The organism is Streptomyces sp. NPDC045846 (assembly GCF_056431605.1).
Genome location: NZ_JBWKKJ010000022.1, coordinates 40,666 through 66,462 on the forward strand (window position 1 = coordinate 40,666; position 25,797 = coordinate 66,462).

22 protein-coding genes are annotated in these 25,797 nt (G+C 72.3%); 16 read left to right on the plus strand and 6 right to left on the minus strand.

Annotated features, from left to right (window positions below; genetic code table 11):
• Positions 1–101 precede the first annotated feature (101 nt).
• On the plus strand, positions 102–617 hold the full coding sequence (locus AC07F3_RS38190; protein WP_479119442.1) for an N-acetyltransferase family protein: 516 nt from the start codon (positions 102–104) through the stop codon (positions 615–617).
• Positions 618–698: 81 nt separating this feature from the next.
• On the opposite strand, the gene AC07F3_RS38195 is transcribed toward AC07F3_RS38190, so the two are convergent.
• On the minus strand, positions 699–1,271 hold the full coding sequence (locus AC07F3_RS38195) for a GNAT family N-acetyltransferase (RefSeq protein WP_479119444.1): 573 nt from the start codon (positions 1,269–1,271) through the stop codon (positions 699–701).
• A 154-nt stretch (positions 1,272–1,425) separates the two neighbouring features.
• Positions 1,426–2,439 (minus strand): LuxR C-terminal-related transcriptional regulator, encoded by a 1,014-nt coding sequence (locus tag AC07F3_RS38200; RefSeq protein ID WP_479119445.1) that lies wholly within the window; start codon positions 2,437–2,439, stop codon positions 1,426–1,428.
• A gap of 453 nt (positions 2,440–2,892) precedes the next feature.
• Here AC07F3_RS38200 and AC07F3_RS38205 point away from each other — a divergent pair, with 453 nt between their 5' ends.
• The 11 genes from AC07F3_RS38205 (at position 2,893) to AC07F3_RS38255 (ending at position 19,950) form a co-directional block, all read left to right on the plus strand.
• Positions 2,893–4,311, plus strand: a complete 1,419-nt coding sequence (locus tag AC07F3_RS38205; protein ID WP_479119447.1) for a 3-phosphoshikimate 1-carboxyvinyltransferase — start codon at positions 2,893–2,895, stop codon at positions 4,309–4,311.
• Positions 4,308–5,579, plus strand: a complete 1,272-nt coding sequence (locus AC07F3_RS38210; protein ID WP_479119449.1) for an aminotransferase class III-fold pyridoxal phosphate-dependent enzyme — start codon at positions 4,308–4,310, stop codon at positions 5,577–5,579. Before AC07F3_RS38205 ends, AC07F3_RS38210 begins: the two co-directional genes overlap by 4 nt.
• Positions 5,576–6,793 (plus strand): Coenzyme F420 hydrogenase/dehydrogenase, beta subunit C-terminal domain, encoded by a 1,218-nt coding sequence (locus AC07F3_RS38215; RefSeq protein WP_479119450.1) that lies wholly within the window; start codon positions 5,576–5,578, stop codon positions 6,791–6,793. The genes AC07F3_RS38210 and AC07F3_RS38215 overlap by 4 nt, the downstream gene beginning before the upstream one ends.
• Positions 6,790–7,857 (plus strand): NAD-binding protein, encoded by a 1,068-nt coding sequence (locus AC07F3_RS38220; protein ID WP_479119451.1) that lies wholly within the window; start codon positions 6,790–6,792, stop codon positions 7,855–7,857. The genes AC07F3_RS38215 and AC07F3_RS38220 overlap by 4 nt, the downstream gene beginning before the upstream one ends.
• The gene (locus AC07F3_RS38225) at positions 7,854–9,800 is read left to right on the plus strand and encodes a non-ribosomal peptide synthetase (RefSeq protein WP_479119452.1); all 1,947 of its coding nucleotides are present in this window, start codon (positions 7,854–7,856) and stop codon (positions 9,798–9,800) included. The genes AC07F3_RS38220 and AC07F3_RS38225 overlap by 4 nt, the downstream gene beginning before the upstream one ends.
• Complete coding sequence (locus tag AC07F3_RS38230) at positions 9,793–14,499, plus strand: beta-ketoacyl synthase N-terminal-like domain-containing protein (RefSeq protein WP_479119454.1); 4,707 nt, start codon at positions 9,793–9,795, stop codon at positions 14,497–14,499. The genes AC07F3_RS38225 and AC07F3_RS38230 overlap by 8 nt, the downstream gene beginning before the upstream one ends.
• 2 nt (positions 14,500–14,501) lie before the next feature.
• On the plus strand, positions 14,502–15,533 hold the full coding sequence (locus tag AC07F3_RS38235) for a MupA/Atu3671 family FMN-dependent luciferase-like monooxygenase (protein ID WP_479119456.1): 1,032 nt from the start codon (positions 14,502–14,504) through the stop codon (positions 15,531–15,533).
• Positions 15,530–16,855, plus strand: coding sequence for a condensation domain-containing protein (locus AC07F3_RS38240; RefSeq protein ID WP_479119457.1), 1,326 nt, complete (start codon positions 15,530–15,532; stop codon positions 16,853–16,855). Before AC07F3_RS38235 ends, AC07F3_RS38240 begins: the two co-directional genes overlap by 4 nt.
• Entirely contained in the window at positions 16,852–17,823 is a 972-nt protein-coding gene (locus AC07F3_RS38245; protein WP_479119459.1) for an acyl carrier protein, read from the plus strand. The genes AC07F3_RS38240 and AC07F3_RS38245 overlap by 4 nt, the downstream gene beginning before the upstream one ends.
• Positions 17,820–18,347, plus strand: a complete 528-nt coding sequence (locus tag AC07F3_RS38250) for a flavin reductase family protein (protein ID WP_479119460.1) — start codon at positions 17,820–17,822, stop codon at positions 18,345–18,347. Before AC07F3_RS38245 ends, AC07F3_RS38250 begins: the two co-directional genes overlap by 4 nt.
• Positions 18,348–18,468: 121 nt before the next feature.
• Positions 18,469–19,950, plus strand: a complete 1,482-nt coding sequence (locus tag AC07F3_RS38255) for an MFS transporter (RefSeq protein ID WP_479119461.1) — start codon at positions 18,469–18,471, stop codon at positions 19,948–19,950.
• Between the two features lie 627 nt (positions 19,951–20,577).
• Here AC07F3_RS38255 and AC07F3_RS38260 read toward each other — a convergent pair.
• Positions 20,578–20,715 carry a hypothetical protein gene (locus tag AC07F3_RS38260; protein ID WP_479119462.1) on the minus strand — a complete coding sequence of 46 codons (138 nt, stop codon included), beginning with the start codon at positions 20,713–20,715 and terminating at the stop codon, positions 20,578–20,580.
• 98 nt (positions 20,716–20,813) lie between these two features.
• On the opposite strand from AC07F3_RS38260, the gene ku reads away from it, so the two are divergent.
• The 4 genes from ku to AC07F3_RS38280 all read left to right on the plus strand — a co-directional run bounded on the left by ku (position 20,814) and on the right by AC07F3_RS38280 (position 23,026).
• On the plus strand, positions 20,814–21,740 hold the full coding sequence (gene ku, locus AC07F3_RS38265) for a non-homologous end joining protein Ku (RefSeq protein WP_479119463.1): 927 nt from the start codon (positions 20,814–20,816) through the stop codon (positions 21,738–21,740).
• 93 nt (positions 21,741–21,833) lie between these two features.
• The gene (locus AC07F3_RS38270; RefSeq protein WP_479119464.1) at positions 21,834–22,091 is read left to right on the plus strand and encodes a type II toxin-antitoxin system Phd/YefM family antitoxin; all 258 of its coding nucleotides are present in this window, start codon (positions 21,834–21,836) and stop codon (positions 22,089–22,091) included.
• Positions 22,088–22,333: a type II toxin-antitoxin system RelE family toxin gene (locus AC07F3_RS38275; RefSeq protein ID WP_479119465.1), complete on the plus strand. Its 246-nt coding sequence runs from the start codon at positions 22,088–22,090 to the stop codon at positions 22,331–22,333. The genes AC07F3_RS38270 and AC07F3_RS38275 overlap by 4 nt, the downstream gene beginning before the upstream one ends.
• A 78-nt stretch (positions 22,334–22,411) precedes the next feature.
• Entirely contained in the window at positions 22,412–23,026 is a 615-nt protein-coding gene (locus tag AC07F3_RS38280; RefSeq protein ID WP_479119466.1) for a hypothetical protein, read from the plus strand.
• 30 nt (positions 23,027–23,056) lie between these two features.
• Here the strand turns inward: AC07F3_RS38280 and AC07F3_RS38285 are convergent, their stop codons facing one another.
• The 3 genes from AC07F3_RS38285 to AC07F3_RS38295 form a co-directional block, all read right to left on the minus strand.
• Positions 23,057–23,797, minus strand: coding sequence for a hypothetical protein (locus AC07F3_RS38285; RefSeq protein WP_479119467.1), 741 nt, complete (start codon positions 23,795–23,797; stop codon positions 23,057–23,059).
• 229 nt (positions 23,798–24,026) lie between these two features.
• The gene (locus AC07F3_RS38290; RefSeq protein ID WP_479119469.1) at positions 24,027–24,206 is read right to left on the minus strand and encodes a hypothetical protein; all 180 of its coding nucleotides are present in this window, start codon (positions 24,204–24,206) and stop codon (positions 24,027–24,029) included.
• Positions 24,207–24,400: 194 nt separating this feature from the next.
• Positions 24,401–24,883, minus strand: a complete 483-nt coding sequence (locus tag AC07F3_RS38295) for a DUF3515 domain-containing protein (protein WP_479119470.1) — start codon at positions 24,881–24,883, stop codon at positions 24,401–24,403.
• Between the last annotated feature and the right edge of the window lie 914 nt (positions 24,884–25,797).

Below are 25,797 nucleotides of genomic sequence, written 5' to 3' on the forward strand. Positions count from 1 at the left end.
TACAGGCGCTGCCGGTGTCCGCATGCGGACACGGCCACTGCCGGAATATCGATCTGTTGAGCTCGGGCCGCAGGGTTCGACGACCGTGCTAGCATCCGGCCATGCCGATAACTGAATTCAACGGAATGCGGGTCCGGCACCCGGAGGCCGACGATCAGCCGCGTGTGCTGCGCGTACTCGACCGGTGGTGGGGTGAATTCGAAGGGAGTACCGGAAGTGTGCAGCGGGCGCTGCTGCTGCCGCGGCTCTACTTCCAGCATTTCACCACGGGAAGCTTCCTGGTGGAGCGGGACGGTGAATTGGTCGGATTCCTCATCGGGTTCCTGTCCCAGGCGCGAACAAACGAAAGTTATATCCATTTCGTCGGGGTCGCGCCCGAGGAGCAGCGCAGCGGACTCGGGGGATTCCTTTACGGGCAATTCTTTGAATACAGCAGGGCCCAGGGGCGCAGTGTGGTGCGTGCGATCACATCGGCCGGTAATGCGGGTTCGTACGCATTCCACACCCGCATGGGGTTCACCGCCGAGGCGGGCCCCCGGGAACTCGAGGGCCGTCCCGTCCAGCCGGATTACGACGGTCCGGGCCTGGACCGGGTCTCTTTCGTCCGCTCCCTCTGAGGCGGGCCCTGCCGAGGCCGCCCGCGGGGCCGGGGCCGTACCGGGTCGGCCGCGCGGACCGGGGTGGACCCGGCCCCCGGGTCAGCCGCGCAGATCGGGGTGGACCATGCCGAGGATCGCGGTGTCGTGGCGGACGCCCTTCACGTCCTCGTAGGCCCGCAGCACTCCTTCGGGCGCGAAGCCGGCCGCTTCCATGGCCTGTCGGCCCCGGGTGTTGCCGCTGAGGCACAGGGCGGCGATCCGCAGCAGGCCCAGCTCGCGAAAGGCCCACTCGGTCAGCAGCGTCATCGCCCGGCGGCCGATGCCCCGGCCGCGGGCCTCGGCCGCCAGCCAGATGCCCAACTCGGCCCGGCGCTGCGGCAGATCGGCGTCGTGCAGCCCGACCCAGCCGAGCACCCGGGTGCCGTTCGCACGGTCGGTGACGACCAGGTCCACGGTGCCGGCCGCAGCCTGGGCGGCCATCCACGCACGGGCGTCCTCGGTGGTGAACGGGGAGGGGAACGGCGTCCAGCGCGCCACCTCGGGATCGTCACCGGCGCGGGCCACGGCCGACGCGTCCGCCGGCCGCATCGGCCTCAACCATACGGTGCCGTCGGTGAGTTCGAGTACCCGGGAGGGGGCGTGGACCGGTCCTGCGGCACGGTCGGGAGCCATCTGGAGATCCTGCCTTCGACGGGGTGGGCGCTGCTGTCCTGGGCCACGCGGCCAGCAGCGCCCATCCAACGAAGGCGGCCGGTGCGGTGTCCATGCCCGGCCGCTGGCCGGGACAGGCCAGAGCCGCGACCGGACACCCCCCGAGGCGCCCCCTTCACAGGCCGGCCGGGCCGCCCGGAGACGTCTCGATGAGCGACAGCATGGCAGCTCTGACCCCGGCCTCGAACCGGCTCCGGGCGCCGATCTTCTCCAGGATCACGGTGGTCATCCGGCGCAGGGTGCGGGTGGAGATCCCCAGGGCGCGAGCCACGGAGTCGTCGGTGTATCCGGCGGCCAGCATGCGCAGCACGGCCCTCTCCCGGTCCGACAGGCCCACCTCCTGCGCGGCGCTCTCCCCCTTCAGCACGGGGCTGCCCTGCAGCCAGCAGTGTTCGAAGACCTGGCGCAGCAGCCAGCAGACCTCCTCCCCGCGGATCTCCAGCGCGGACATCTGCGCGGCCGCGGACGGCGCGGAGACGTAGGCGAGCACCTCGTCGACAAGGATCAGCCGGAAGGGCAGCGCGGGGGTCAGCCGGACGTGGCAGCCAAAGTCCTGGAGCGCCTCCAGGTGCGCCCTGGCGTGCGGCACCTTGTTCATGGCCTCCAGATGGAGGGAGCGCATGACGACACCCCGTTCGAGCGCCGCGCGGTTGCGGTCCATGCTGCCCTCCAGCACGGTCCGTGGCAGCGGGGTGCCCGGGTGCATGCTGAGGATCTCCCGCTGGGCGGTCACCGACGCACCGTTCAGGGCGGTGGCTATGCGCTCCTGACCGGTGAGCAGTTCGACCCGGGTGTCGGTGTTGGCCTGCGCCTGGAGCCGCATCATCTTCGAGCCGAGGGTGGCGAGCGTGGACCGCCTCTCGTGCACCGATGCCATCCAACTGCGCGCGCCCTCCTCCTCCATCGCGAGCAGCCTGGCGACGGCGATCTCTGGTGCGACCGCCGTGTAGGTCAGGGGCTTGCCCCGGGTCGGCCGCAGCAGGCCGGCCTCCAGCAGCGAGTGCTGGGCCAGCTCGAAGTCGATCTGGGAGAAGCCGAGGCTCTGCCGGGCCCCCTCCGGCGTCCAGTCGGGATCGTCGAGCATGAAGCGGAACAGCGCCTGGGCCTTCCCCTGTGCATCGATCCGCACGTTTCCCCCCATGTTCGGTGTCGCCCTGCCGGTCGCATGCTAATGAGCCACCCGCAGCAGCCGGTATCGGTCCATCACCTGGACTCCGTGCGCCGTCCTGTGTGTTATCGGCCATGTGCGGAGCGGGCGTTCCGTGCCGGATCCGGCCCGTGAGGGGGGCTGTCCGGTTGGGGCCAAGTCAGCGGGTGGCCAGCGGAACGCCCTGTGAGCCGGCCCCGGGCCGTGACAACTTGAGCCTGCTCGGTGCCGTCGGGCCGTTCACCGGCGACACCCCCGAGGCGGCAGCCGTGCACCGGCCGGCCCCATCCGTCCGTACGCGTCGAACCGGCCAACGCCCCGGATCTGCCGCACCGTTCGCGGCACGGCACGGCCCACCCCCGCGCACGGCCGCCGCGGTCCCGGGTTCCCAGATCGTCGTGCCGGTGGCCCGGGCGCCAGAAAGAGGAGTATCCAGTGCCAGAAGTCCAGAGCTTCGCCATGCCGATGACACAGTCGGCGGACCTCGTGGTGGACGGCGGCAGGACGACCCCATCCGGTACGGCACACGAGGTGGTCGTGCCGGGCGACAAGTCCGTGAGCCACCGCGCCCTGCTCGCCGCGCTGCTCCCCGGCGCGCCCGCGACGCTCACGGTGCGGGGCGCCAACCTGGGTGGCGCGGTGCGCGCCCTGCTTCCCGCGATGCGCGCCCTGGGCCTCGCGGTCGACGCCGACGGCGCCACGCTCAGGGTGCGCCGGCCCGCGCCGCCCCGGGCGCAGGAGGTGCGGCCGCATCCCGACATCGACGTCTGGCCGCGGGACGTTCCCTATCTCCACACCGAGGGGTCGAGCGCTGCCGCGCGCCTGCTGATCGGTCTGCTCGCGGGCACGGGCACGCCCGCCGTCGTCGACGGTGACGAGGTGCTCCGGCACCGGCCCATGGACTGGCTGGTCGACCCGCTCGTCGACATGGGCGCGGACCTCACCTATTTGGGCGAGCGAGGACGACTGCCGGTCCGGATCGGCGGCCCGGTGCACCGTCCGGGCACGGTCGAGCTGCGCGTCGGCAGCGCACAGGCCCGCTCCGCCGTGGTGCTCGCCGCGGTGGCGGCCGGTCTGCCGGTGACGGTGCGTCACCCGGTCAGGTCGCGGGACCACACCGAGCGGATGCTCGCCGCGTTCGGCACGGGTGTGACCAGTGGCGAGCGGGAGGTCGTCTGCGACGGCGGGGCCTACACCGTGCCCCCGGTCATCGACATCCCCGCCGACCCGTCGCTCGCGGCCTATCCCGTCGCCGCCCATCTGCTCTGGGGCGACGGCGGGCAGCTTCGGGTGGAGCGGGTCTGCCTCAATCCGACCCGGCTCGGCTTCTTCGACGTGCTGCGGGCCGCGGGGGCGGACATCTCCTACGAGGACCGGAGCACCACCGCGGGCGGCGAGCCGGTGGGCACCGTCGTCGCGCGCGGCGGCCTGGCGGACGTGCACCGCGTACGGGTCGAAAGCCCGGCCGTCCTGCACGCGTTGATCGACGAAGTGCCGCTGCTCGCCGCCCTCGCCGCGACGCTGCCCGGCGACTCGTGGATCGGCTGCGCGCAGGAACTGCGGTTCAAGGAGACCGACCGGCTGACCACCACGGCACGGATGGTCGAGGCGTTCGGCGCCCGCGTGGAGGTGGCCGAGGACGGCCTCACGGTCCGCGGCGGCGCGGCGCTCGGCCCGGCCCTCGTGCCCGCGTTCGAGGACCACCGGATCGCCATGGCGGCCGCCACGCTCGCGATGAGTCTGCCCGGCCGCACCACCGTCGCCGGTGGCGCCTGCCACCGCACGTCGTTTCCCGACTTCGCCGACGCACAGCGTGCCGTCGGCGCCAGGATCTGCGAGGACAGCAACCGATGACGGAAGTGAAGGCCCCGGCTCCCGAGGCTCGTTCCACCGGCACCGTGCTCGGGCCCGAGTTCGCCACGGGCAGCGGGCCCTGGCTGTACACCGAGGACGGCACCGCGTGGTTCGACGCGACGTCGGGCAGCGGAGCGGCGACCCTCGGCCACCAGCACCCGGCGGTCACCGCGGCCGCCGCCCGCCAGCTCGGCCGGCTCACCCACACCGGCTGCAAGCTCGGCTCCGACGCCCGCGCCCGGATGATCGCCGGCATCGGCCGGCTGAGCCCCTACCGGGACCCGGCCGTGCTGCCCACCACCACCGGCGCCGAGGCGGTCGAGTCCGCGCTGAAGATCGCTCGGGCGGTCACCGGGCACCGCGCGGTCGTCGCCTTCCGGCACGGCTACCACGGCAAGACCGCCGGGGCGCTCGCCCTGACCTGGCGTGCCGAATTCAAGGCGTACAGCGGCCAGTCGGCCGGACCCGTGGTGACGGCCGAGCTGCCCGATCCGCGCCGGCCGCACCCGGACGACGCGCAGGAGTTCGCGGCTGCCCTGACCGCCGCGCTCGATGAGGCCGACCTGCTGGGCGGCACCGCCGCGGTCGTCCTGGAACCGGTGCAGGTGACCGAAGGCATCCTGGCGGTGACGCCGGCCCTGCTCGACGAGATCGCCCGGCAGGCCCACGGGCGCGGCGCACTGCTCGTCCTGGACGAGATCTACACGGGCCTGGGCCGCACCGGCCGGATGTTCGCCGCCGAAACTATGACCGAGCAGCCCGATCTGACGCTGCTCGGCAAGACGCTGGGCAACGGGTTCCCGGTCGCCGCGGTCGTGGGCGAGCGGCACGTCGTCGACGCGCTGCCCGCGGGGGTGCAGACCTCCACCTTCTCGGGCCACCCCGTCTCCTGCGCCGCGGCCGCCGCCGTGCTCGACGCCGTGGTCGACGACGACCTGCCCGGCCGTGCGCGCGCCCTCGGCGACCGCCTCCACACCGACCTGGGCGCACTGGCCGCGCGCCACCCGTGGATCGCCTCGGTGCGCACCGCGGGCGCGCTCGCCGCCTTCGACTGCCTGCGCGCGGGCCGACCCGACCCGGCACGGGCCAGGGCGGTGCTGCGGGCCGCGCTGGAGGGGCGGCTGCTGCTGTTCGGCGGCGGACCCGAAGGAGCCACCGTCAAAATCGTCCCGCCCGCGCTGCTGGACGAAGAAGCGTACCGATTCCTGGTGAACGGCCTGAGCGCCGCCCTCACCGCGGCCGACTCCTGTAGCGAGGAATCCCTGTGACGTTCCAGCAACTGCAGAAGGACGTGCTCGACCTCGACCTCTGCACCGTGTGCGGGGCCTGCCAACTCGCCTGCCCGGCGGCGGTCATCGGCTTCGACGGACTGGTTCCGGTGCTGACCGCGGAGCTGTGGACCGACACGGACTGCGGCAGCTGCGGCGAGTGCCTCGACGTCTGCCCCGGAGCCGACCCCGCCACCCCCGCCTCCGAGGAGCGGCTGTTCGGCCGGACCCGTACCCCCGGCGAACGCTGGACGGGCATCTTCGCCGAGGTGGTCGCGGGGCACTCGCTCGAGCCCGACGTGTTCGAGGCGTCCGCCAGCGGCGGCACCCTCACCGCGCTCCTCCGGACCGCCATGGCGGCGCTCGACGTGGATGTCGTGCTGTCCATGGGCCGTGATCCGCACGAGCCGTGGCGGGCGGCCCCTCAGCTGGTGCGGGACCCCGCCCAGCTGACCGAGACCGCCCAGTCCACCTATCAACTGGCGCCCTATCTGGGCGCGTTGCGCCAGGTGATGGAGGAGGAGCCGCAGGCCAAGGTCGCGCTGACCGGCGTCGCCTGCCACATCCAGGCGCTGCGCAAGCTCCAGGCGATGGACACCCCGGCGGGCCGGTGGGCCCGCGACCAGGTGGTGCTGGCGATCGAACCCGCCTGCTCCTCCAGCACCCGGCCCGAGGGGACCGCCGCCGTGATCCGCGAACGGGCCGAAGTGCCCCTGGAGTCCGTGGTCCGGCTCCGCTACCGGGAAGGCGAGTACCCCGGTGACATCAGCGTGCGCACGGACGACGGAGCCGACCACCGGGTCGCCTTCTGGCAGGCCGTCCGGGACTTCGCGGGTAACAAGACCTACCGATGTCTGTCCTGCGGCGACTGGATGTCGGGCCTGGCCGACGTGAGCGTCAGCGACGGCGACCCGAACATCTTCGCCGCGAGCGTGGACGGCGGTGAACAGCTCAAACACGGCCGGGTGTTCATCCGCACGGCCGCCGGCGCCGAGGCCGTCTCCGAGGGCCGGGCGCGCGGGCTGCTCACCCACAGCCCGGTGGACCTGGCCGGCCTCAACCTGGGCCTGGAGCGCAAGCGCAACCGGCGGGCCTCGTACGAGAGATCCGGCAAGCCGACCCCCATGGGACCCATCCCCAACTTCCGCGAGGAGCTGGAGATCATTCCAGACGAGCGCTGGATCGCTGCCCCGGCCACGGAGGAACAGCGATGACGGCTGCCCTCGACGTCCCGGTGCTGCGTACCCGGCGGCTCGTCGCCGCGGGCCGGGCGCTCCCCGTCCTGGAGGAGAGCGACTGCCCCGCGCCCGGCCACGGCGAACTGCGCGTCCGCGCCGCCTACAGCCTGGTCAGCCCCGGCACCGAACTGCACTACCTGGACCGCTCGTTGCGCACCGGGGAGCGGTTCCCGCTCGGCTACTGCTCCGCCGGAACGGTGGAGGCCGTGGGCCCCGGCGCCCCGGGCTTCGCACCCGGCGACCGGGTCATCGCGATGGGCTGGGGCGAAGCCGTGCACGCCGACGTGATCACCGCCGCGTACCGGCTCTGCCGGAAGGTCCCGGACGGGCTCGGCCTCGCGGACGCCGTCGTGGCCAATCTGGCCGCCACCGCCGTCCACGCCGTCGACCGGGCCGCACTCGCCCCCGACGACGAGGTGGCCGTCGTCGGAGCGGGCATCGTCGGACAACTGGTCGCCCAGACCGCCCGCGCCCGGGGCAACCGGGTCACCCTCCTCGACCTGCGCCCCGATCGGCTGAGCGAGGCCGTCGCGCTCGGTCTCGATGTCGCCCAGGGCGACACGTTCCTGGCCGGGACCCACGCCCCGGCCACCGGGGGCCGCTGTGTGCTGCTGTGCGGCACCGGTGACGCCGACGAGACCGTCGCCGCCGCGGCCCGCTGGGCGAGCCGGGCCCCCGGCAGGCCGCGCCTGGTCGGGGTGGGACGGTTCGCCGCCCGGGTCGAGTTCAGCGTCGAGCTGGGCAACCTCGACATCCGGTACGCGGCCCGCTGCGGCGCCGGTTACCGCGACGCCTCGTACACACGCGGCCTCAGCGACGTCACCGCGCCGGACGGCGAGGGCACCGTCACCGAGAACCTCCAGCGGGCCCTGGACCTGATCGTCCGTGGCGGCATCCGTCCGGCCTCGATGCGGCTGCCCCGCTTCCCGCTGGAGCGGGCCGAGGAGGCCTACGCCGAACTGCGCGAACGGCCCGCGCACCCTGCCGTGCTGTTTGACCACCGCGCCGGCGAACGACCCGAGGAGCACCGCACACCGTGACCACCGCACCCACGTCTGCCGAAGCGGCCACCGGGCACCGGCCGTTCCCCGCCGCGGAGCAGGCCACGACCCTGGTCCACCGCTTCCTGGAGATCGCCGCCGCCCGCCCCGAGCGGGAAGCGGTGGTGACCCCCGAAACCCGCTGGACGTACCGGGAGACCGAGCGTCTTTCCGCCCGCGTGGCCACCGGTCTCGCCGCGGCGGGTCTGCGCCCCGGCCGCCGGGTCGCCCTGCTGTTCTCGCACGGCGCGGAAATGATCGCCACCCTGCTCGGCGTGCTGCGGGCCGGCCTGTCGTACGTGCCGCTGGACGCCTCCTACCCCGAGCCGAGGCTCGCGTTCATGGCCGAGGACTCCGAGGCCTGCGCCCTCGTCACCACGCGGGCAGCCCTCGCCCCGGCCCGGGCACTGGCCCAGGGCCGGCCCGTCCTCGCCTACGAGGACCTGGTGCGCCACGAGCCCGGCGACGAGCCGGTGCGCGCGGTGCCGGGCGGCGAGGCCTACGTGCTCTACACCTCGGGCTCCACCGGCCGCCCCAAGGCGGTGGCCCAGATCCACCGCAACGTGCTCCACCACACCCGGGTGTGGACCGACGGCCTGCGCATCGGGCCCGAGGACCGGCTGACCCTGCAGTCCGCGTACAGCTGGGACTCCGCGGTCCAGGACACCTTCGCCGCCCTGCTCAACGGCGCCGCCTTGTACCCCGTCGACCTCAAGTCCCTAGGTGTGACAGGCCTGTTGGAGTGGATGGCGCGCGAACGCCTGACCGTGTACCACTCGACGCTGCCCGTCTTCCGGGCGCTGGTACGGGCCATGGAGTCGCGCGGCACCGCGCTGCCGGCGATGCGACTGCTGGCCCTCGGCGGCGACACCCTGCACCTGAGCGACCTCGACGCCTACCGGCGCGCCTTCGGGCCGCACTGCCAGGTCGCGGGCGCCTACGGTTCCACCGAGTGCTCCTGCGCGCTGCTTCGGGTCGCGGACCACCACTACCGGCCGCCGACCGGCGTCTTCCCCCTGGGCCACCCCGTGGTCGGGACGACCGTCCGCATCGAGGACCCCGAGGGGCGGCCGGTCGAGGGGCCCGGGGAGGGCGAGATCGTGGTCGTCAGTCCCTATCTGGCACCCGGCGCCGTCACCGCGGACCTGGCGTACCGCACCGGCGACCTCGCGCGCCGACTCGACGACGGGACCCTGCTGCTGATCGGACGGGCCGACTTCCAGGTCAAGATCTCCGGCATCCGGGTCGAGACCGGCGAGGTGGAGAGCGTCCTCAAGAGCCTGCCGCAGGTCCGCGAGGCGGTCGTCATGCCGTTCACCGACCGGCTCGGCGAACGGCAGCTGGCGGCCCATGTGGTGGCCGAACCCGGCACCCCGCCGAGGCCCGCCGCCCTGCGCTCCGCGCTGCGCGGCCTCCTCCCCGACCACGCCGTACCGACCGCGTACGTCCTGCTCGGCGAACTGCCGCTGACCGCGAACCACAAGATCGACCGGTTGGCGCTCCCCGACCCCCTGACGGCCCTGCCACCCCCCGAGGACACCCGCCCGCGGCCCGGCGGCCCCCTCGAACGGGCCATCGCCGCGGCCTGGCACGAGGTGCTCGGCACCACGGACGCCGGCCCCGACGACAACTTCTTCGACCTCGGGGGCACCTCGCTGCGCATGGCGGCCGTCCACGAACGACTGACCCGCGACACCGCCCCGGGCCTGCGCATGACCGACCTGTACCGGGCACCGACCATCCGCGGCCTGGCCCGGCTGATCCGGCAGGCCGCGGGCCCGGCCGGGCCGGGCACCACCGACGCCGCGGACGGCACCTCCCGCGGCGTGCGCCGCCGCACGGCCATCCGCCCGCGGCGCCCCGCGACAGCCGCCTGCCACTCCCCGACACTCCCGCCTGCCGGCGGGGACCGAACCACCGCCCCTGGAGGGACTCGTGACTGACCGCCCGTACGACGACTCAGCCCTGGAAGGCCGGATTGCCGTCGTGGGCCTGGACTGCCGACTGCCGGGGGCCCGTGACCACGCGGAGTTCTGGCGCAATCTGCTGGCCGGGACCGAGCAGATCACCGACGTGGACGAGGACCTGCTGCGCGCCGCCGGAGTCCCCCAGGAGGCGCTCGCCAACTCCCGTTACGTGCGCCGCGCTTCGACGGTCGAGGGGGCCGACCTCTTCGACGCGTCGTTCTTCTACCTCAGCGCCCGCGAGGCCGAGCGGATGGACCCGCAACTGCGGCTGTTCCTCCAGTCCTCGTGGTCGGCGCTCGAACACAGCGGTCACGACTCCGAGCAGTACCCGGGCCGCATCGGCGTCTTCGCGGGCGCGCTCAGCAGCACCTACCTCCTGAACAACGTGCTGACGGGGGAGAAGGGCTTCAACGGGTCGATCCGGCGGATGCGGCAGGACCTGCCCACCCTCATGGGGAACGACGCCAACTACCTGGCCACCCGCGTCTCCTACCACCTCAACCTCACCGGCCCCAGCATCTCGGTGCAGACGGCCTGCTCGACGTCCCTGGTCGCGGTGCACACCGCGGTCCAGAGCCTGCTCTCCCAGGAGTGCGACGTAGCCCTCGCGGGCGGTGTGGCGCTGCGCTTCCCCCAGGAAGCGGGATACCTCCACGGGTCCGACGGCATCAGCTCGGCCTCGGGCACGGTGCGCCCGTTCGACGCCGACGCCGACGGCACCGTCTTCGGCAACGGCGTCGGCGTGGTGGTGCTCAAGCGCCTCAGCGACGCGCTGGCCGACGGCGACACCATCTGGGCGGTGGTCCGCGGTTCCGCCGTCGGCAACGACGGCGCCGACCGGGCGGGTTACTCCGCCCCCGGCGTCGCAGGGCAGGCCGCCGTCCTCGCCGAGGCGCTGGCCGTGGCCGAAGTGGACCCCGCCGACGTCAGCTACCTGGAGGCGCACGGCACGGGCACCAGGATGGGCGACCCCATCGAGCTGGCCGCCGTCGCACAGGCCTACGGCACCGAGGGCGCGCAGCCGCTGACCATCGGCTCGGTCAAGGCGAACCTGGGCCACCTGAGCGTGGCCGCGGGTGTCACCGCGTTCATCAAGTGCGTCCTGATGCTGCACCACCGCACCCTCGTGCCGACCCCGCACTTCACCGAGTGGAACCCGGAGTGCCTCGTCGAGGGCACCCGCCTGCGCGTGGGCACCGCCGTCGAACCCTGGCAGGGCGAGGGGCCGCTGCGCTGCGCCGTCACCTCCACCGGCATGGGCGGCACCACGGCCCACGTCGTCCTGGAAGAGGCTCCGGCCACCGAGGCCCGCCCGCGGGCCCACGCGGCGCCCGTGGTGGTGCTGCCGGTCTCCGCGAAGTCGCCGGCCGCGCTGGAGACGGCACGTGCCGCACTCGCCGACCACCTGGAGGCCACCACCCCCGCCGAGCCGGGAGAGCGCGGCGACACCGGTCTCGACGACGCGGCCTACACCCTCGCCACCGCGCGCCGCACCTTCAACTACCGGGCCGTGATCACCGCTCCGGACCGGGCCACCGCCGTGCGGGCCCTGCGCAGCGCCGACCCGCGCCACACCCACCAGGAGTCCGGTCAGCCCGCCAACCGGCCCGTCGTGCTGCTGTTCCCCGGCCAGGGCACCCAGCACCCCGCCATGGGTCAGGGCTGGTACGAACACCTGCCGGTGTTCCGCGAAACCCTCGACGAGTGCGCCGAGTTGCTCCTGCCCCACCTGGGCCTCGACCTGCGCGACGCCCTCTACCCCGCACTGCGCGGCACCGGCGCCGCCCACGACCTGAACCGGACCCGGCTCACCCAGCCGGCCCTGTTCGCCGTCGAGTACGCCCTCGCCCGGCAGTGGCTGGCCTGGGGCATCCGCCCCGCCGCCCTCCTCGGACACAGCGTCGGCGAGTACGTCGCCGCCACCCTGGCCGGGGTCTTCCGGCTGCCGGACGCCCTGCAGGTGATCGCCGAACGCGGCCGCCTGGTGGACGAGCTCGCGGGGGGCGTGATGGCCTCCGTCATGCTGCCGCCCGGTGAACTGGCCAAATACCTCGGCGACGGCGTGGCGCTCGCCGCGGTCAACGAGCCGTCCGTGTGCACCGTCGCGGGCACCCGGGAGGCGGTCCGCGAGCTGACCACCCGGCTCACCGCCGACGGCGTGGCCCACCGCAAGGTCACCACCTCCCACGCCTTCCACTCGCCGATGATGGAACCCGCGGCCGGCCCGCTCACCGAGCTGCTGCGCACCATCGAGCTGAACCGCCCGCAGATACCGTTCCTGTCCAACCGGACCGGGACCTGGATCCGCGACGAGGAGGCCACCGATCCTGCCTACTGGGGCGGCCATCTGCGCGACACCGTCCAATTCGCCGACTGCCTCGCCACCGTCCTCGCCGACGGCGACCACGTCTTCCTCGAAGTGGGCCCCGGCCAGACCCTGGCCACGTTCACCCGTCGCCACCCCGACCGCGAGACCGGAGTCCCGGTCATCACCTCCGCCGCCCGCGGCCGCGACGCCCACGCGGACCTGACCGCGGTGCACGCCGCGCTCGGCCGTCTGTGGGCCGCGGGCCTGCCGGTGGACTGGCAGGGCCTCCACGCCGGGCACGGCCGCGGCCGGGTGCCGCTGCCCACCTACCCGTTCGAGGCCACGCGCTACTGGATCGAGCCCGGCCCGGACACCCTGACCGCGGGCGCCGGCCGGAGCGCCGGGGCCCCGGGCGGAAAGCTCGCCCTCGACGACTGGCTCTCGGCGCCCGTGTGGCGCCAGGCCGTCGGCACGCCGGACGGCCCGGTCGAGCCGATCACCGACCCCGTACTCCTCTTCGCGGACCCCGACGGCACCGCCGCGCGGCTCGCGGCGCACGCCTTCGCCGGCGAGGTGATCAGGGTGCTCGCGGGCGGCGCGTACGGACGCGACGGCGACACCTGGACGGTGCGCCCCGACTCCGAGGAGGACCACAGCCGGCTGGTCGCGGATCTGCTCGCCGAGGACCGCCTGCCCGACCACGTGGTGCACGCCTGGTCGACCGCCGCGCTCCCCGCCGACCACGGCGTCGAGCGCTTCGAGCAGGCTCAACGGGCCGGTCTCTACAGCCTCATCGCCCTAGTGAAGGCGCTGAGCGAGCACGGCGTGACACGCCCCGTGCAGCTCGACCTGGTGAGCGCCGGGGCGTACGCCGTGAGCCCCGCCGAGCCCGAGCCCGCTGCCGAACTGGTCACCCTGGCCGTGGCCGCGCGGGTCATCGGCCAGGAACACGGAAACATCGGCTCCCGCCACTTCGACCTTCCCGCACGGCCGGACGAGCGTTCGCTGCGCACGCTCGCCGTCGAACTGGGCACCTTCCGGCGCCCGGAGGTGGCCGTCACGCTGCGCGGCGCCACCCGCTGGATCGCCGAAATGGCCCGGGTGCGCGCCGACTGGAGCGCGCCGGCCGCATCACGCCTGAAGGACGGCGGCGTCTACCTCGTCACCGGCGGCCTCGGTGAGATCGGCTCCACCATCGCCGGCTGGCTCCACCGCGAGTGCGGGGCCCGCCTCGCCCTGCTGACGCGCGAGGCGCTGCCCGCCCGGGAGACCTGGGACGCCTGGCTGCAGGAGCACCCGGCCGACGACGAGACGGCGCTGCGGATCAACCGGCTGCGGGCCCTCGAGGCCGCCGGAGCCACCCCGTTCCTGGTGAACGCCGACGTCGCGGACGTGGACGGCCTGCGCACCGCGGTCGAGAAGGTCAAGGCCCAGTTCGGCGGGCTCGACGGAGTGGTGCACGCGGCCGGCCTGCCGAGTGAACAGTGGGACCGCGCCATCACGGCGGCCAGCGTCGAGCAGTGCCAGTGGCACTTCGTGTCCAAGGCGCACGGCCAGATCGCCCTCGAAAAGGTCCTCGCCGACCACCCCGTCGACTTCTGTCTCATGCTGTCCTCCCTCGCCGGTGTGCTGGGTGGTCTGCGGTTGCTCGGCTACGGCGCCGCCAACCACTTCATGGACGCCGCCGCCGAGCGCGCCAACCGGGGCCACGACCGCACCGTGTGGATCAGCGCGGCCTGGGACGTGTGGCAGCACCACCAGGACGAGAAGCGGGCCCTGTCGGCGATCGGCCGCAGCATGGACGACAAGGCCATCCAGCCGGAGGAGGGCCTGGAGACCATCCGCCGGCTCCTGACGCTGCGCGACGTCTCCCATGTCGCCGTCTCCACCTGGGACATCGACTACCGGCTCGACCAGTGGGTGCGTGACGAGCGCATCGCGCGGCCGGTCGCGGGCACCCTCGCCGCCGCGACCGACGCGGACGGCGCGCCCGTCGGCGACCTCGCCGGGCAGGTGGCCCGTCTGGTGCGCGACGCCCTCGGCAGCCAGGACATGCCCCTCGACGGGGACATCTTCGAGTTCGGCGGCGACTCGCTCCTGATCGTCCGGCTGCTCTCGGACGTGCGCGAGCAGTTCTCCGTCGAAGTACCGCTGGCCGACGTCCTCGGCGATCCGACCCCGCGGGCGCTCGCCGCCCTGGTCCAGGACCGGCTCGACGCCGTCGTCGGCGACGACGACATCGCCGTACTGGCCCAGGAGCTGGACGGGCTCGACCCGGCCGAGCTCGAACGTCTGCTGGCGGCGGCGGAGACCGACACGGACGCGGACGTGCCGGCCGTGACCCCTCTTCAGGAACAGGAGCGCTGACGGTGGACTTCAGCCTGATCTTCTTCTCGGGCGACGAGAAGAACAAGTACCGGTTCGTCCTGGACGCGGCCAAGTACGCCGACGACAACGGCTTCACGGCCATCTGGACCCCCGAACGCCACTTCCACCGGTTCGGCGGCCTGTACCCGAACCCGTCGGTGCTCGGCGCCGGCCTGGCCATGGCCACCCAGCGCCTCCAGATCCGGGCCGGCAGCGTCATCCTTCCGCTGCACAGCCCGATCCGGGTCGCCGAGGAGTGGTCGGTGGTGGACAACCTCTCCCGGGGACGCGCCGGCATCGCCCTGGCGACCGGCTTCAGCCCGGTCGACTTCGCCATCAACCCGCCGGGCTGGGAGAACCGGCGCGAGCGGACCTTCGAGGCCGTCACCACCATCCGCGAACTGTGGGAGGGAGCACCGGTCTACGTCCAGGACGGCCTCGGCAACCACGTCGAGGTGGAGCTGCACCCGCAGCCCGTCCAGCCCGAGCTGCCGATCTGGCTCACCTGCACGAAGAGCCCGGAGACCTTCGAGACCGCGGGCCGGCTCGGCTGCAACGTGCTGACCGCGCTCATCGACATGACCAACGAGGAGCTCGAGGACAAGCTCGCGCTCTACTACAAGTCCCTGGAGGCGCACGGCCACGACCCGGAGAGCGTCACCGTCACGCTGATGCTGCACACCTTCATCGGCACCGACCTCGACGAGGTCCGCGAGACGGTCCGGTCGCCCTTCAGCGACTACCTGCGCTCCTTCTTCACCGTCATCGACTCGCAGAAGAAGAACCTCGCACCGGGTGCCGGAGTGCGCGACATGTCCCAGCACGACCAGGACCAGCTGATCGAATTCGCCTTCCAGAAGTACTTCGAGAAGGGGGCGCTGCTGGGCACCCCGGACTCCTGCGGAGCCGTCGTCGACCGGTTCAAGGGCATGGGCGTCACCGAGATCGCCTGCCTCATCGACTTCGGCGTCGACGAGGACCTCGTGGTGCAGAGCCTCAGCCACCTCAACGAACTGCGCAGGCGGTACGCATGAGCGACGTACTCGCGGCCCGCCTCGCGGCCCTGACCCCCCAACAGCGCGCCCGGCTGCGGGCCGCACTGCCCCAACAGGCTGCCAGCACTGACGAACTGACGCCTGGTCAGCTTCGGCTCTGGCAGGCACACCACGACGTGGACGGCCGTCCGGTCGACGTGGTGTGCCAGGCCGTCCGGCTGACCGGCACCCCGGTCGACCTCGACCTGCTGGCCGAGCGGGTGCTCGCCTTCGCGGCGGCACACGAATCGCTGCGTACCACCTTCGAGACCATCGGCGGCACGGTGCGCCGCGTCGTCCACCGGGAGTTGGCGCCCCGGCTGTCCCGGATCCGCTGCGCCGACGAGGCCGATGCCCACGCCGAGGCCCGGCGTCTCGCGGCGGAGCCGTTCGACCCGGCCGCCGGGCCCCTGCTGCGGGTGACGCTGGCCCAAGGGCCGGCGCCGGACCAGGCGTGGGTCCTGGTCGCCGTGCACAATCTGGTCTTCGACGCCTGGTCGTTCGAGCTGCTCCTCGACGAGCTCGCCCGGCGGACCGGCCCGGCCGCCCCGGCCCGCCCCTACAGCGCCTTCGTCCGCGACCAGGCCACCTGGATGCGAGGACCTGAGGGCCGGGCCGCCGCGGCGCACTGGGCGGCAGAGACCGCCGACGCCCCCGCGCCCCTGCCGACGGACCGGCCACGCGGTGCGCATACCCAACGGGAGGGAAAGCGGGTCGGGTTCACCCTGCCCGCGGCCGTGTCCCAGGCGATCGCGGCATCCGCCCAACGAGAGGCCGCCACCGCCTACACCGGCTGGCTCGCCGTCGCCTGGGCCGCGCTCACCGAGTTCAGCGGCACCGAGGACACCCTGCTCGGCACCTTCACCACCGGCCGGAACCGGCCCGGCACCGACACCGTCGTGGGCTACCTGCTCAACGTCCTGCCGGTGCGCCTGCGCACCCCAGGGACCGGATCCCACCGCGACCGGGTCCGCGCGGTGCGCGTCGCCACCCGCGCCGGCCTCGAGCACGCGTCGTACCCCGGCGAACTGATCGCCGCGCCGCGGCGCGTACCCGGTACGCACCCGCTGCTCGACGCCGTCTTCGTCTTCGACAACCTCGGGGCCGACCAGCGGCGCATCCAGGGCGCCGAGGTCACCACCACCGACCTGGACAAGGGCACCGCCCGGTACGACCTGACCCTGGCCGTCTACCCCGGACCCGACGGGGTCACCGGATGGCTGGAGTTCGACACCGCCCTGTACGACGAGACCACCGTGCGCCGGCTGGCCGAACGGTTCACGGCGCTGGCGCACACCGCGGCACAGGAGGCGGACCAGTGATTACCGCGCGCTTGTGTGCACCGGCCTACGAGCTCGGCGAGTGCGCCGACCCGGTGACGGAGCTGCCCGAGCTGCTGGCCGACCCCAAGGCCGCCGCCGAACTCACCGCGTCCGCAGCCGGGTTCCACACCTACCGCTGGTCCGACGCCACGGTCACCGAACTCATGGCCATCGCCGTGCGCCGCACGCTCGGCGAGGCACAGGTCCAAGGCTCCGACATCGAGATGGTGGTCCTGGCGACGGACTCGCTGCCACGCGACCGCTCCGCCCACCGGGACGTGGCCGAACTCCTCGACGAGACGGGCATCGACCGGGCGACCGTGACCACGATGGGACTCATGGACTGCGCCACGGCCATGGTCGCCGTGGGCACCGCGGCGTCCTACGTCCGTGACGGTACGGCCGGCAACGTCCTCGTCGTCACCGGGGACCTCGCCGACCGCGCGACCGGCGGAGCCCGCATCGTGGCCGGCGGCGCGGCGATCGCCAGCGACGCCGCGGCCTCGGTCCTGGTGTCGGGCACCGCCCCAGGGCTCCCGGTGCGGGGCATGGCCCACCACTCGGCGCCCGAACTGAACCTGGGCGGCGGGCCCCAGCAGCAGCTCCTCTCCCGCATCCGGGCCCACCGCGAACTGTTCGCGCGCCTCACGGCCAGGACCGGAACCGACCTCGCCGCCGTGCGCTCCGTGCTGCCCAGCAACTTCGCCCGCAACGTCCTGGAGCTCTACCTCTCCGACGTGGGACTCGGCGGCGACCGGCTGTCGCTGGGCAACGTGGGCCGCATCGCCCACTGCCTCGGCAGCGACCCGCTGATCAACCTCGCGGACCGGCTCGCGCAGCAGAAGGACAGCGCGCCCACGACCGGCGCCGACGACACGCTCGTCCTGTTCGGGGCGGGCGTCTCCCACCTCGCCACCGTCCTCCTCGGCGCGGAACCGCTGCAACGGCGGCAGGGCGAGGCCTCGTGAGCACCACCGGTGTGGAACCGGCCACGGTCACCGGACCCCAACTGCGCGCCGCCGCCCGCTGTCTGCCCACCGGGGTCACGATCGTGACCAGCGGGCGCGGCACCGCGGTTCACGGCATGACGGTGAGCTCCTTCACCACGCTGTCCCTCACCCCGCCGCTGGCATCGTTCTCCGTCAAGGAGAACGCCCGCATCCGCGGCTTCATCGAGGAGTCCGGCGGTTTCGTGGTCAACGTCCTGGCAGCCGAACAGGGCCTCCTGGCCCGGCGGTTCGCCAGCCCCGAGCGCCCCCTCGGCGCGCCCGGCTTCGCCGGCGTCGAGTTGGTGGACGAGCCGGCCGTCGACGGACTCGTCCTGGCCGGAGCCATCGGCTACTTCGCCTGCCGCCTCCTCCGGTTCGTCGAGGCGGGCGACCACGTCATCGCCATCGGCACGGTCGAACGCTGCGCGACACTCCGGGACGCGCCGCCCCTGGTGTTCGAGGGCGGCGGCTTCCACACCCTCAGGCCCGCGCCACCCGACTGAGCCCCACGGCACCGCGGGCGGACCCGCGCTCCCGGCGCCGCAGCCCCCCACCCGACGCACTCCCGTCCGGTCCGCCCGACGGGCCTTTCGGGCCACAACGGACCCCGTCCCTAGGAATTCCATGACCCAGCACCTCGACAACGACCTCGCGAGTGACGACCCCGCGGCGAGGGCCACCGCGACCCTGCCCGAAACGCCCCTCGCCCCGGCCGCCGCCGAAGCGCCCGCCCGGCTCTCCCGCCGCGACAAGCTGGTCCTCTTCGTGCTGTGCGCGGCACAGTTCATGATCGCGCTCGACTTCTCGGTCCTGAACGTGGCCCTGCCCAGGCTCGGCGAGGACCTCGGCCTCGGCCAGTCGGCCCTCCAGTGGGCGGTCACCGCGTTCGCCCTGCCGTCCGGCGGATTCCTGCTCCTGTTCGGCCGGATGGGAGACCTCTTCGGCCGCCGGAAGCTGTTCCTCACCGGACTCGCCCTGTTCGGCCTCGCCTCCCTCCTCGCCACCTTCGCCTGGGACCCGGCCTCCTTCCTCACCGGCCGTGCCCTGCAGGGCGTCGGCGCCGCGGCGATCGTCCCGACCGGCATGTCGCTGCTGACCACCACCTTCCCCGAAGGCCCCCAGCGCGACCGCGCGTTGGGCATCAGCGGCACCCTGCTCTCCCTCGGCTTCACCACCGGCATGGTGCTCGGCGGCGTCCTGACCGACGCACTGGGCTGGCGCTCGACGATGGCGCTGCTCGCGCTGTTCGCCGTGGTCGTCCTGCCCATGGCCCCCGCCCTGCTCAGCGAGTCCCGTCGCCCCGAGCGCCCCCGCCTCGACGTGCCGGGCGCGATCACCGTCACCGGCGGTCTGCTCGCCCTCATCTACGCCCTGTCGACCGCCGCGGACCGCGGCTTCGGCGGCACCGACGTGATCGTCGCGCTCGCCGTGGGCGTCCTGCTCCTGGCAGCGTTCGTCCTGGTGGAGTCCCGCACGGCCGAACCGCTGGTCTCGCTGCCGATGCTGAAGCGACGCACGGTGGCCTGGGGCAACCTCGGCGGCCTGGTCACCTTCGCGATGATGAGCACCGTCGTCTTCGCCATGACCCTCTACCTCCAGGAAGTGCTGCACCTCTCGGCGTTCCAGACCGGCCTGGTCTTCGGCGCCCAGGGCACCGCGGCCGCCGTCTCGGGCGGCTTCATGCCGAAGATCATCGGACGGCTCGGGGCCCGCGGGACCCTGATCTCGGCCCTCCTGTGCCAGGGCCTGTTCATCGCCGCGCTGCTCGGCATCGGGACCGCGGACTGGAGCGTGTGGCTGGCGACGGTGTGCCTCGCCGGGGCCTGCGTGTGCAACCTCGCGGCGATCATCGCCTACGGCCTGACGGTGACCTCCGGCGTGCCCGACGAGGAACAGGGTCTCGCCACGGGGCTCGTGACCTCCACCCAGCAGGTCGGCATCACCGTCGGCATCCCGCTGCTCGGCGTCGTGGCGACGACCACCTCGAACCGGCTGGCCGGCGTGCACACCGTCCTGGCGATCGACGCGGCCATCGTCCTCGCCACCGCCGCCCTGGTCGCCATCGGCCTGGGCCGCGGCCGCCCCGCCGCAGGCGAAGCCCACTAATGGGATGTATCGGGTCGTAGCAGACCCGCTGCGTAGCCGCCAGCAGGTGAGCACCATCGCCCACTGAGCCACTGTGAGCTCTGTGGTCAGACCGTGCCCCTGCTGGTCGGCGGGAGTCCGTGACTGCCGATGAGATGACGCTGCCCGCCGGGCTGTTGGGCGTGAGCACCTGATCCATTAGTGCGCGAGCCGTGTCTTCCGCGGGCTGCAAAGAGATGACTGATGTCGAGACACAGGACGGTACGGGCCGCAGGCCGGCTGCGGCCCGGTTGCCCGAGGGCGTGAAGGGCATCGCCAGGTTCCATGAACTCATCGCCCGGCGCGCCGGTGAGGGACTGGAGCCGGCCGAGGTGACGGTGGGATCGAGACCGACCGCGGGGCGTGCATCGTCCTGCCGCTCCAGCCATCGGCGGGTCTCCTGGGCCACGGCACCGAGCTGCCCCTGGGTCTCTCCCTGGGCTGCGGTCAAGGCCTCGCTCTCGTCGCAGATCCGGCTCACCACGAGGACCGACTCCGCCCTGCGGGCGTCGGCCAGGCGCCGGAGCAGCCCGAGCGCCTGCGCAGCGGCATCAGGTGTCTTGGGGATTTTCCGGGGAGCCCCCGTCGACCATGGCTTCGGCATCGGTCTCATGGAGGGCCGGACCGGCGCAGGAACTCCTTGAGGTCGCGGTCGGAGTGCGCGAGACCGATGGGCCCGCCATGGATGGTGACGTGCCGGCCGCCCCTTTCCCTGGGCCGGAGCACGATGATCGTCGCGTCGGTCATGCACCCAGCGTCATCCGAGCGCAGAATGCCCGCATACCGGGCACGTACCTCCGGCCGAGGGCGAAGATCTGTTCCAGGGGGCCCGGGACATCCCGATCATGCGGCCCATTTGGACGGGCGTGATCTCATTCGGCCTGGTCACGGTGCCCGTGAGGGTCGTACCCGCGACCGAGAACCACTCGGTGTCGTTCCGCCAGATCCACCTTGAGGACGGCGGCCGTGTGCGCTATCAGAAGCGGCGCGAGATCGACGGCCAGGAGTTGCACAGCGACGAGATCGGCCGGGCTTACGAGGTCGGCAGGGACACCGTGGTTCCCGTCACCGACGCCGAACTCGACTCCCTGCCGCTGCCCACCGCGCGTGCCATCGAAATCGTCACGTTCGTGCCCGCCAGCAGCATGGACCCAGTCCGCCTCGGTACCGGAAACTACTGGCTGCAGCTGGCCGACCCCGTCGCCGCGAAGGCCTACACCCTGCTCGCGCGCGCTCTGCAGCGCAGCGAGAAAGCGGGCGTCGCCAGGTTCGCCTTCCGCGACGCCGAGCGATTGGGCCTGCACCGCGTCAAGGACGGCGCCATCGTGATGCACGGCCTCAAGTGGGACGACGAGGTCCGCAACCCCGCCGAGATGGCCCCGGCCGACGTCAAGCTCAGCAGTCAGGAGATCGACCAGGCGCTCGCGCTGACGGAGACGATGGCCTCGGACACCATCCCCGACACCGTCGCCGTCGACCACTACACCGAAGCCCTCGACGAAATCATCCACGCCAAGGCGGAGCACCGCAGGCCCGCCCTGGTCGGGGGCACAACCCGCGAGAGCCCCGGAGAGGTGGTCGACCTGATGGCAGCACTCAACGCGAGCGTGGCCGCCGCGAAAGCCGACCGCGGCGAGCTGGGCGGCCCGGACGCCACCGTGCACGACCTGCCGAAGAAGCGGGCCACGAAGAAGCCGGCGCCCCCCAAGAAGGACGCCGCGAAGAAGAGCACCACCAAGAAGGCGGCCAGCCACAAACCCCGCTCCGCCTGAGACCCGCCCACCGGCCTTCGGGAGGCTTCGCGTCCTGAGCCCTTCACTTCGATTTGGGCGCCGGGAAATGCACACTTTTGTAAGGTGGTGTGCATGACGCAGACGTACTCGATCGTGGAAGCCCGCGCCCGACTGGGCGCCATCGCGCGCGAGGTCAGCGCCACCCGGGAACCGGTCGCCATCACCGACCACGGCCAGACCATCGCCATACTGGTCAGCCCCGCCGACGCCCTCGAGCTCCAGGAGATGCGCGCCCTGGCCGCCCACCGCGCCCGCCAAGAACGCGGTGAGGACGCCGGCGTCTCCCACGCTGAGGCGTACCGGCGCGTGTTCGGCGACGGCGCTGCGTGAGTTACGAGGTCATCTGGGAACCCGAGTCCCTCACCCAGGCCGAGCGGCTCACCAAGGACGACCCCGCCGGAGTCCGTCAGGTCTTCACCGCCGTCGACCGCCTTACCCATGACCCCCGTCCCGAGGGCGCGTTCGGCAGCGCCGACGTGCTGCGCATCCATGTCGGCGTCTACCGCGTGCTGTACGAGATCAGTGACCGCCAGGTCCGGGTCAGCGTGATCCACCTCGGACGCGTGCGCTGAACGCATCAAACGGGCGAGCACGCGGTGAGCGGGACTCGCTGGTCCTTGTAGCAAGGGTTTGAGGGAGGGGAGCCACCCGTGGGGGCAGTGGTGTTGTGCGCTGTGTTCTGGGCGGTCGCGGCCGTGGCGGTGGTGCAGTGCGTCAAGCAGTGGCGCAGCGGCGGTGATCGGATGTGGTCGGCGAAGTGGAAGGCACTGGCGGGGGCCTTGGTCGTGACGGCCTTCCCGGTGATGGCCACAGCCCGGCGGGTGCCGTCCGGCGCGCAGTTCCTCCTCGAAGACCTCGCCGTACTGCTGCTGATGGGCGCCGCCGGCTCCGTGGTCACCGGCTGGGTGGCGGCACGCCGCAGTGAGGCCCAGGCGCGGGCGGTGCGCAGCGGCCTCGGGCTGCCCGTCGAACGGAGGCTGAGGAGCCCGTGGGTCCTGGCGGGCCTGTGGAGTGCCGCCGGTCTTCCCTTCGCGTACGTCGAGGTGGTCATCGTCGCCAGGTACATTGAGGCGCACTCCGAGCCCGCGGCCGACGGCACCTGGGCTCAGGCGCGCATGGTCGCCTGGCTCGCGCTCGGGACCATCGTCGCCTTCGTCGTCATCGGCGCGCTGCACGGCATGCTCCAGCACCGGCGCCGCGCCCGGGAGCAGCGGCGCGTACGCAGTGCCGAGGAGCAGTACCTCATCACCGGCCCCACTGACTGACTGCTCGCGCATTTCGCTAACCGGCGGCGGCTACCGGCGCCGGCGGCCGCCGTTGCCGCTGAGCCGACTGGAGAGGATGTCCCGCCTCACCCGGTGGGATCCGGTGGGCAGCGCACATTCGGCATCCGGCTTGGCATGGCACACCGGGCAGGAGATGTTCAGCAGCTTGTAGGCAGGGACCAGGCTCGAGGTTCCACGCTGGGTGCGGTCGTCTTCCGCGCGGCGGGCCTTCTTGGCCTTCGTCGCCACCTCGCGTTCCTTCACGATCGGCTCGATCCGCTCGTCGTGACCGTGCTCGCGCCGGACCGTCGTGCCGCCGGCCTCGCCCGGGTCGGTACAGTCCTGGCCGGCCTTCGCGTCGCAGAGCGGGCAGGGGCGGCGGATCCAGAACCTGCGGGCGACCTTCTCGTGCAGGGGGACCTTCCGTCCCGTCGGACGGGGCTGGACCGGCCGCACCGCCTGTGGGGCGCACTCGCCGGGCCTGTGCCGCCATGCGTCGTACCGGCGCTCCTTGCGCTGCCCTTCCTTGAACTCCCCGTCGCAGCTGGCGCACTTCTTCGCCAGCTTCCCCGTCTCCTGGGCGTTGGGGCGGGCGAGGTCGTACGAGCCCCGGGACAGTCGAGGGGCGAGGGCGGGCCGGGTCTCCAGGGTGCCGTCGCGGCACACGATGGTGACCTCGGAGGCCGGCGGCCGGTCGTAGGAGGGGAGCTGCGGGGCGGCGACGTACGACTGCCCCTTGGGGCCTAACTGCTGGTGGTCGCGCTTCGACATACCCGGCAGCGTAGCCACCGTCCCGGCCGCGCAGCAGGGCGCGAACTGCCCATGCTTCCGCCGGGGTTGATCAGGGTACGGTGCTCTGGCCGCGATGGCTGATCTCCTGGCCGACCAGGTAGTCAGCCCAGGCGAACCACGGCACCCCCACCGCCGCCAGGGAGTCTTTGGTCTTGTTCCGTGCAGGAGCTGGGTGCGTACGACCATCAGAGGGTGGACGCGCCCGATTTCATGTTCTCCGACGCCTTGAGACCACACCAACCTGGCGAGGGAGGGCTCCAGGGCTGCCGGTGGCGACGGCATCGGACACGTGGGAGTGGAGGACCAGGGCTCCGAGCGTGGCGATGAGGCGTTCGCCCGCGTCCCGCTCGATGTCCCAGGCGCGCAGCCGCTCGTGACGTTTGATCACCCGCCACGGCTCCTGATCCAGGAGAGGCAGCACGTGACTGCCGAGATGTACGCACTGGCACCACACGGTGTCGCGGTCCGAAACCACAAGAACGCCTCCTCGAACCGGGGACGCTGGGACGGCTGGGCTGCTCCCCCAGTTTCTCCCCGGCCTCACGCGCTATAGGCGCAGGGCACGTACGAGGAGACGACCCCTTATAGACATTTAGAGGCCTGAGGAATTTGAGAGATGGCGGCTTCGAGAGGAACGAGATCCCCGCCAGTTTGATCTGAGGAGTCAAAGAAGCTGACTTCTACAGCTGGTTTTCGGCCATAAGTGGTAAGAGTGCGTACACCCTGGCTCTTTGCTTTGGCCTCATCTAGAATCCAGGGAATGCCATTCACGTCGATGCATGCATCAATCGTCGGAATCGGCGGTGTCACCCCACAGCGGAGAACAATTGAGGGCTTGCCCCAACCGGCGGCTCCAGATGCGCCGACGTCACGACGTGATGCGTCTCCAATTTTCTGGGGAAGTTCGGAAATAACCTTCGTGCACATAGGGTCGCTTGCGTCAGCAGCCGCCGCTATGGGCGGGAGAGAGTCCTTAGGTGCAAGCAGGAAGAAGCCACCAGCAGTGACCGCTGCAGTCAGACCAATTCCGATAGCTTTTCGGCGCCCCCATTTCAGTGAGGCCATTGCATACACGCACCCTTCTCCGTTGTCGTACGACTGGGGGCCAGTCCGACGCCCTGATCAGTCGGCTCCGGAGGGCTGCCCCATCGGCCTGGGCTCTGACCGTGGTCGTGACCTTCGCCCCGGGATAGCGTCTCTCCAGTTCCTTGACCGGGCTCTGCACCCGGCGGAGGGCCCCCCGGGCTGACGCCTCGCAGCACGGGAAGTGGCGGCAATTCCTCGCCGTTGGACCAGGACCCCTCGATGACCAGGTCCGGACCGATCATCCGGGATCCCCGTTCCCGGGCCTCTTGGGCTGCCCAGTCCGGCGGCGCCGTTCTCGACACCCTCAAGGTCAGGACGTGGTCGGCGTCCTGTCCCTCTCGCACCGGCTCGGGAAACGCTGGCCTTGCGCGGCGCGGCTCCAGTGGGTGTCCGCGGCCGATCGGCCACAGCCTGGGGGCGTGGAGCTCGCTGTTGTAGGGCGGGAGGTACGGCCTGCTGGTTTCTGGGTTGATGGTCTTACGGGCCTGCTCGATCCAGCGCTCGTACTTGCGGGAGGGCTGCGCGCGCTCACCCTCGGCTTCTACCAGAGGGAGGTCATAGACCTCCGAGATGGCACGCTTTGGGGAGAGGCCGAGCTTGAGCGCGTAGTTGTACATCGTGCCGATGGTGGCTGCCCGCAACTGCACACCGTCCGTCTTCTTCTTGTGCGGCGTGGGAAGGGCCAAGGAGACCACCCAAATCGAGCTGCGGGGGAGTTCCTTGGCTGCCTCAGCTGCCTGTCCTCGTCGTGCCAAGGCTCCCCAGGGCGACCGCGTCGGACACGACCGCGTGGAAGGCCAGGGCGCCGTACGTCGCGATGAGGCGTTCGCCTTGGTCCCGATCGATGTCCCAGGCGTGCGGGCGTTCATGACGGTGTGGAGGCGGAAGCCCCG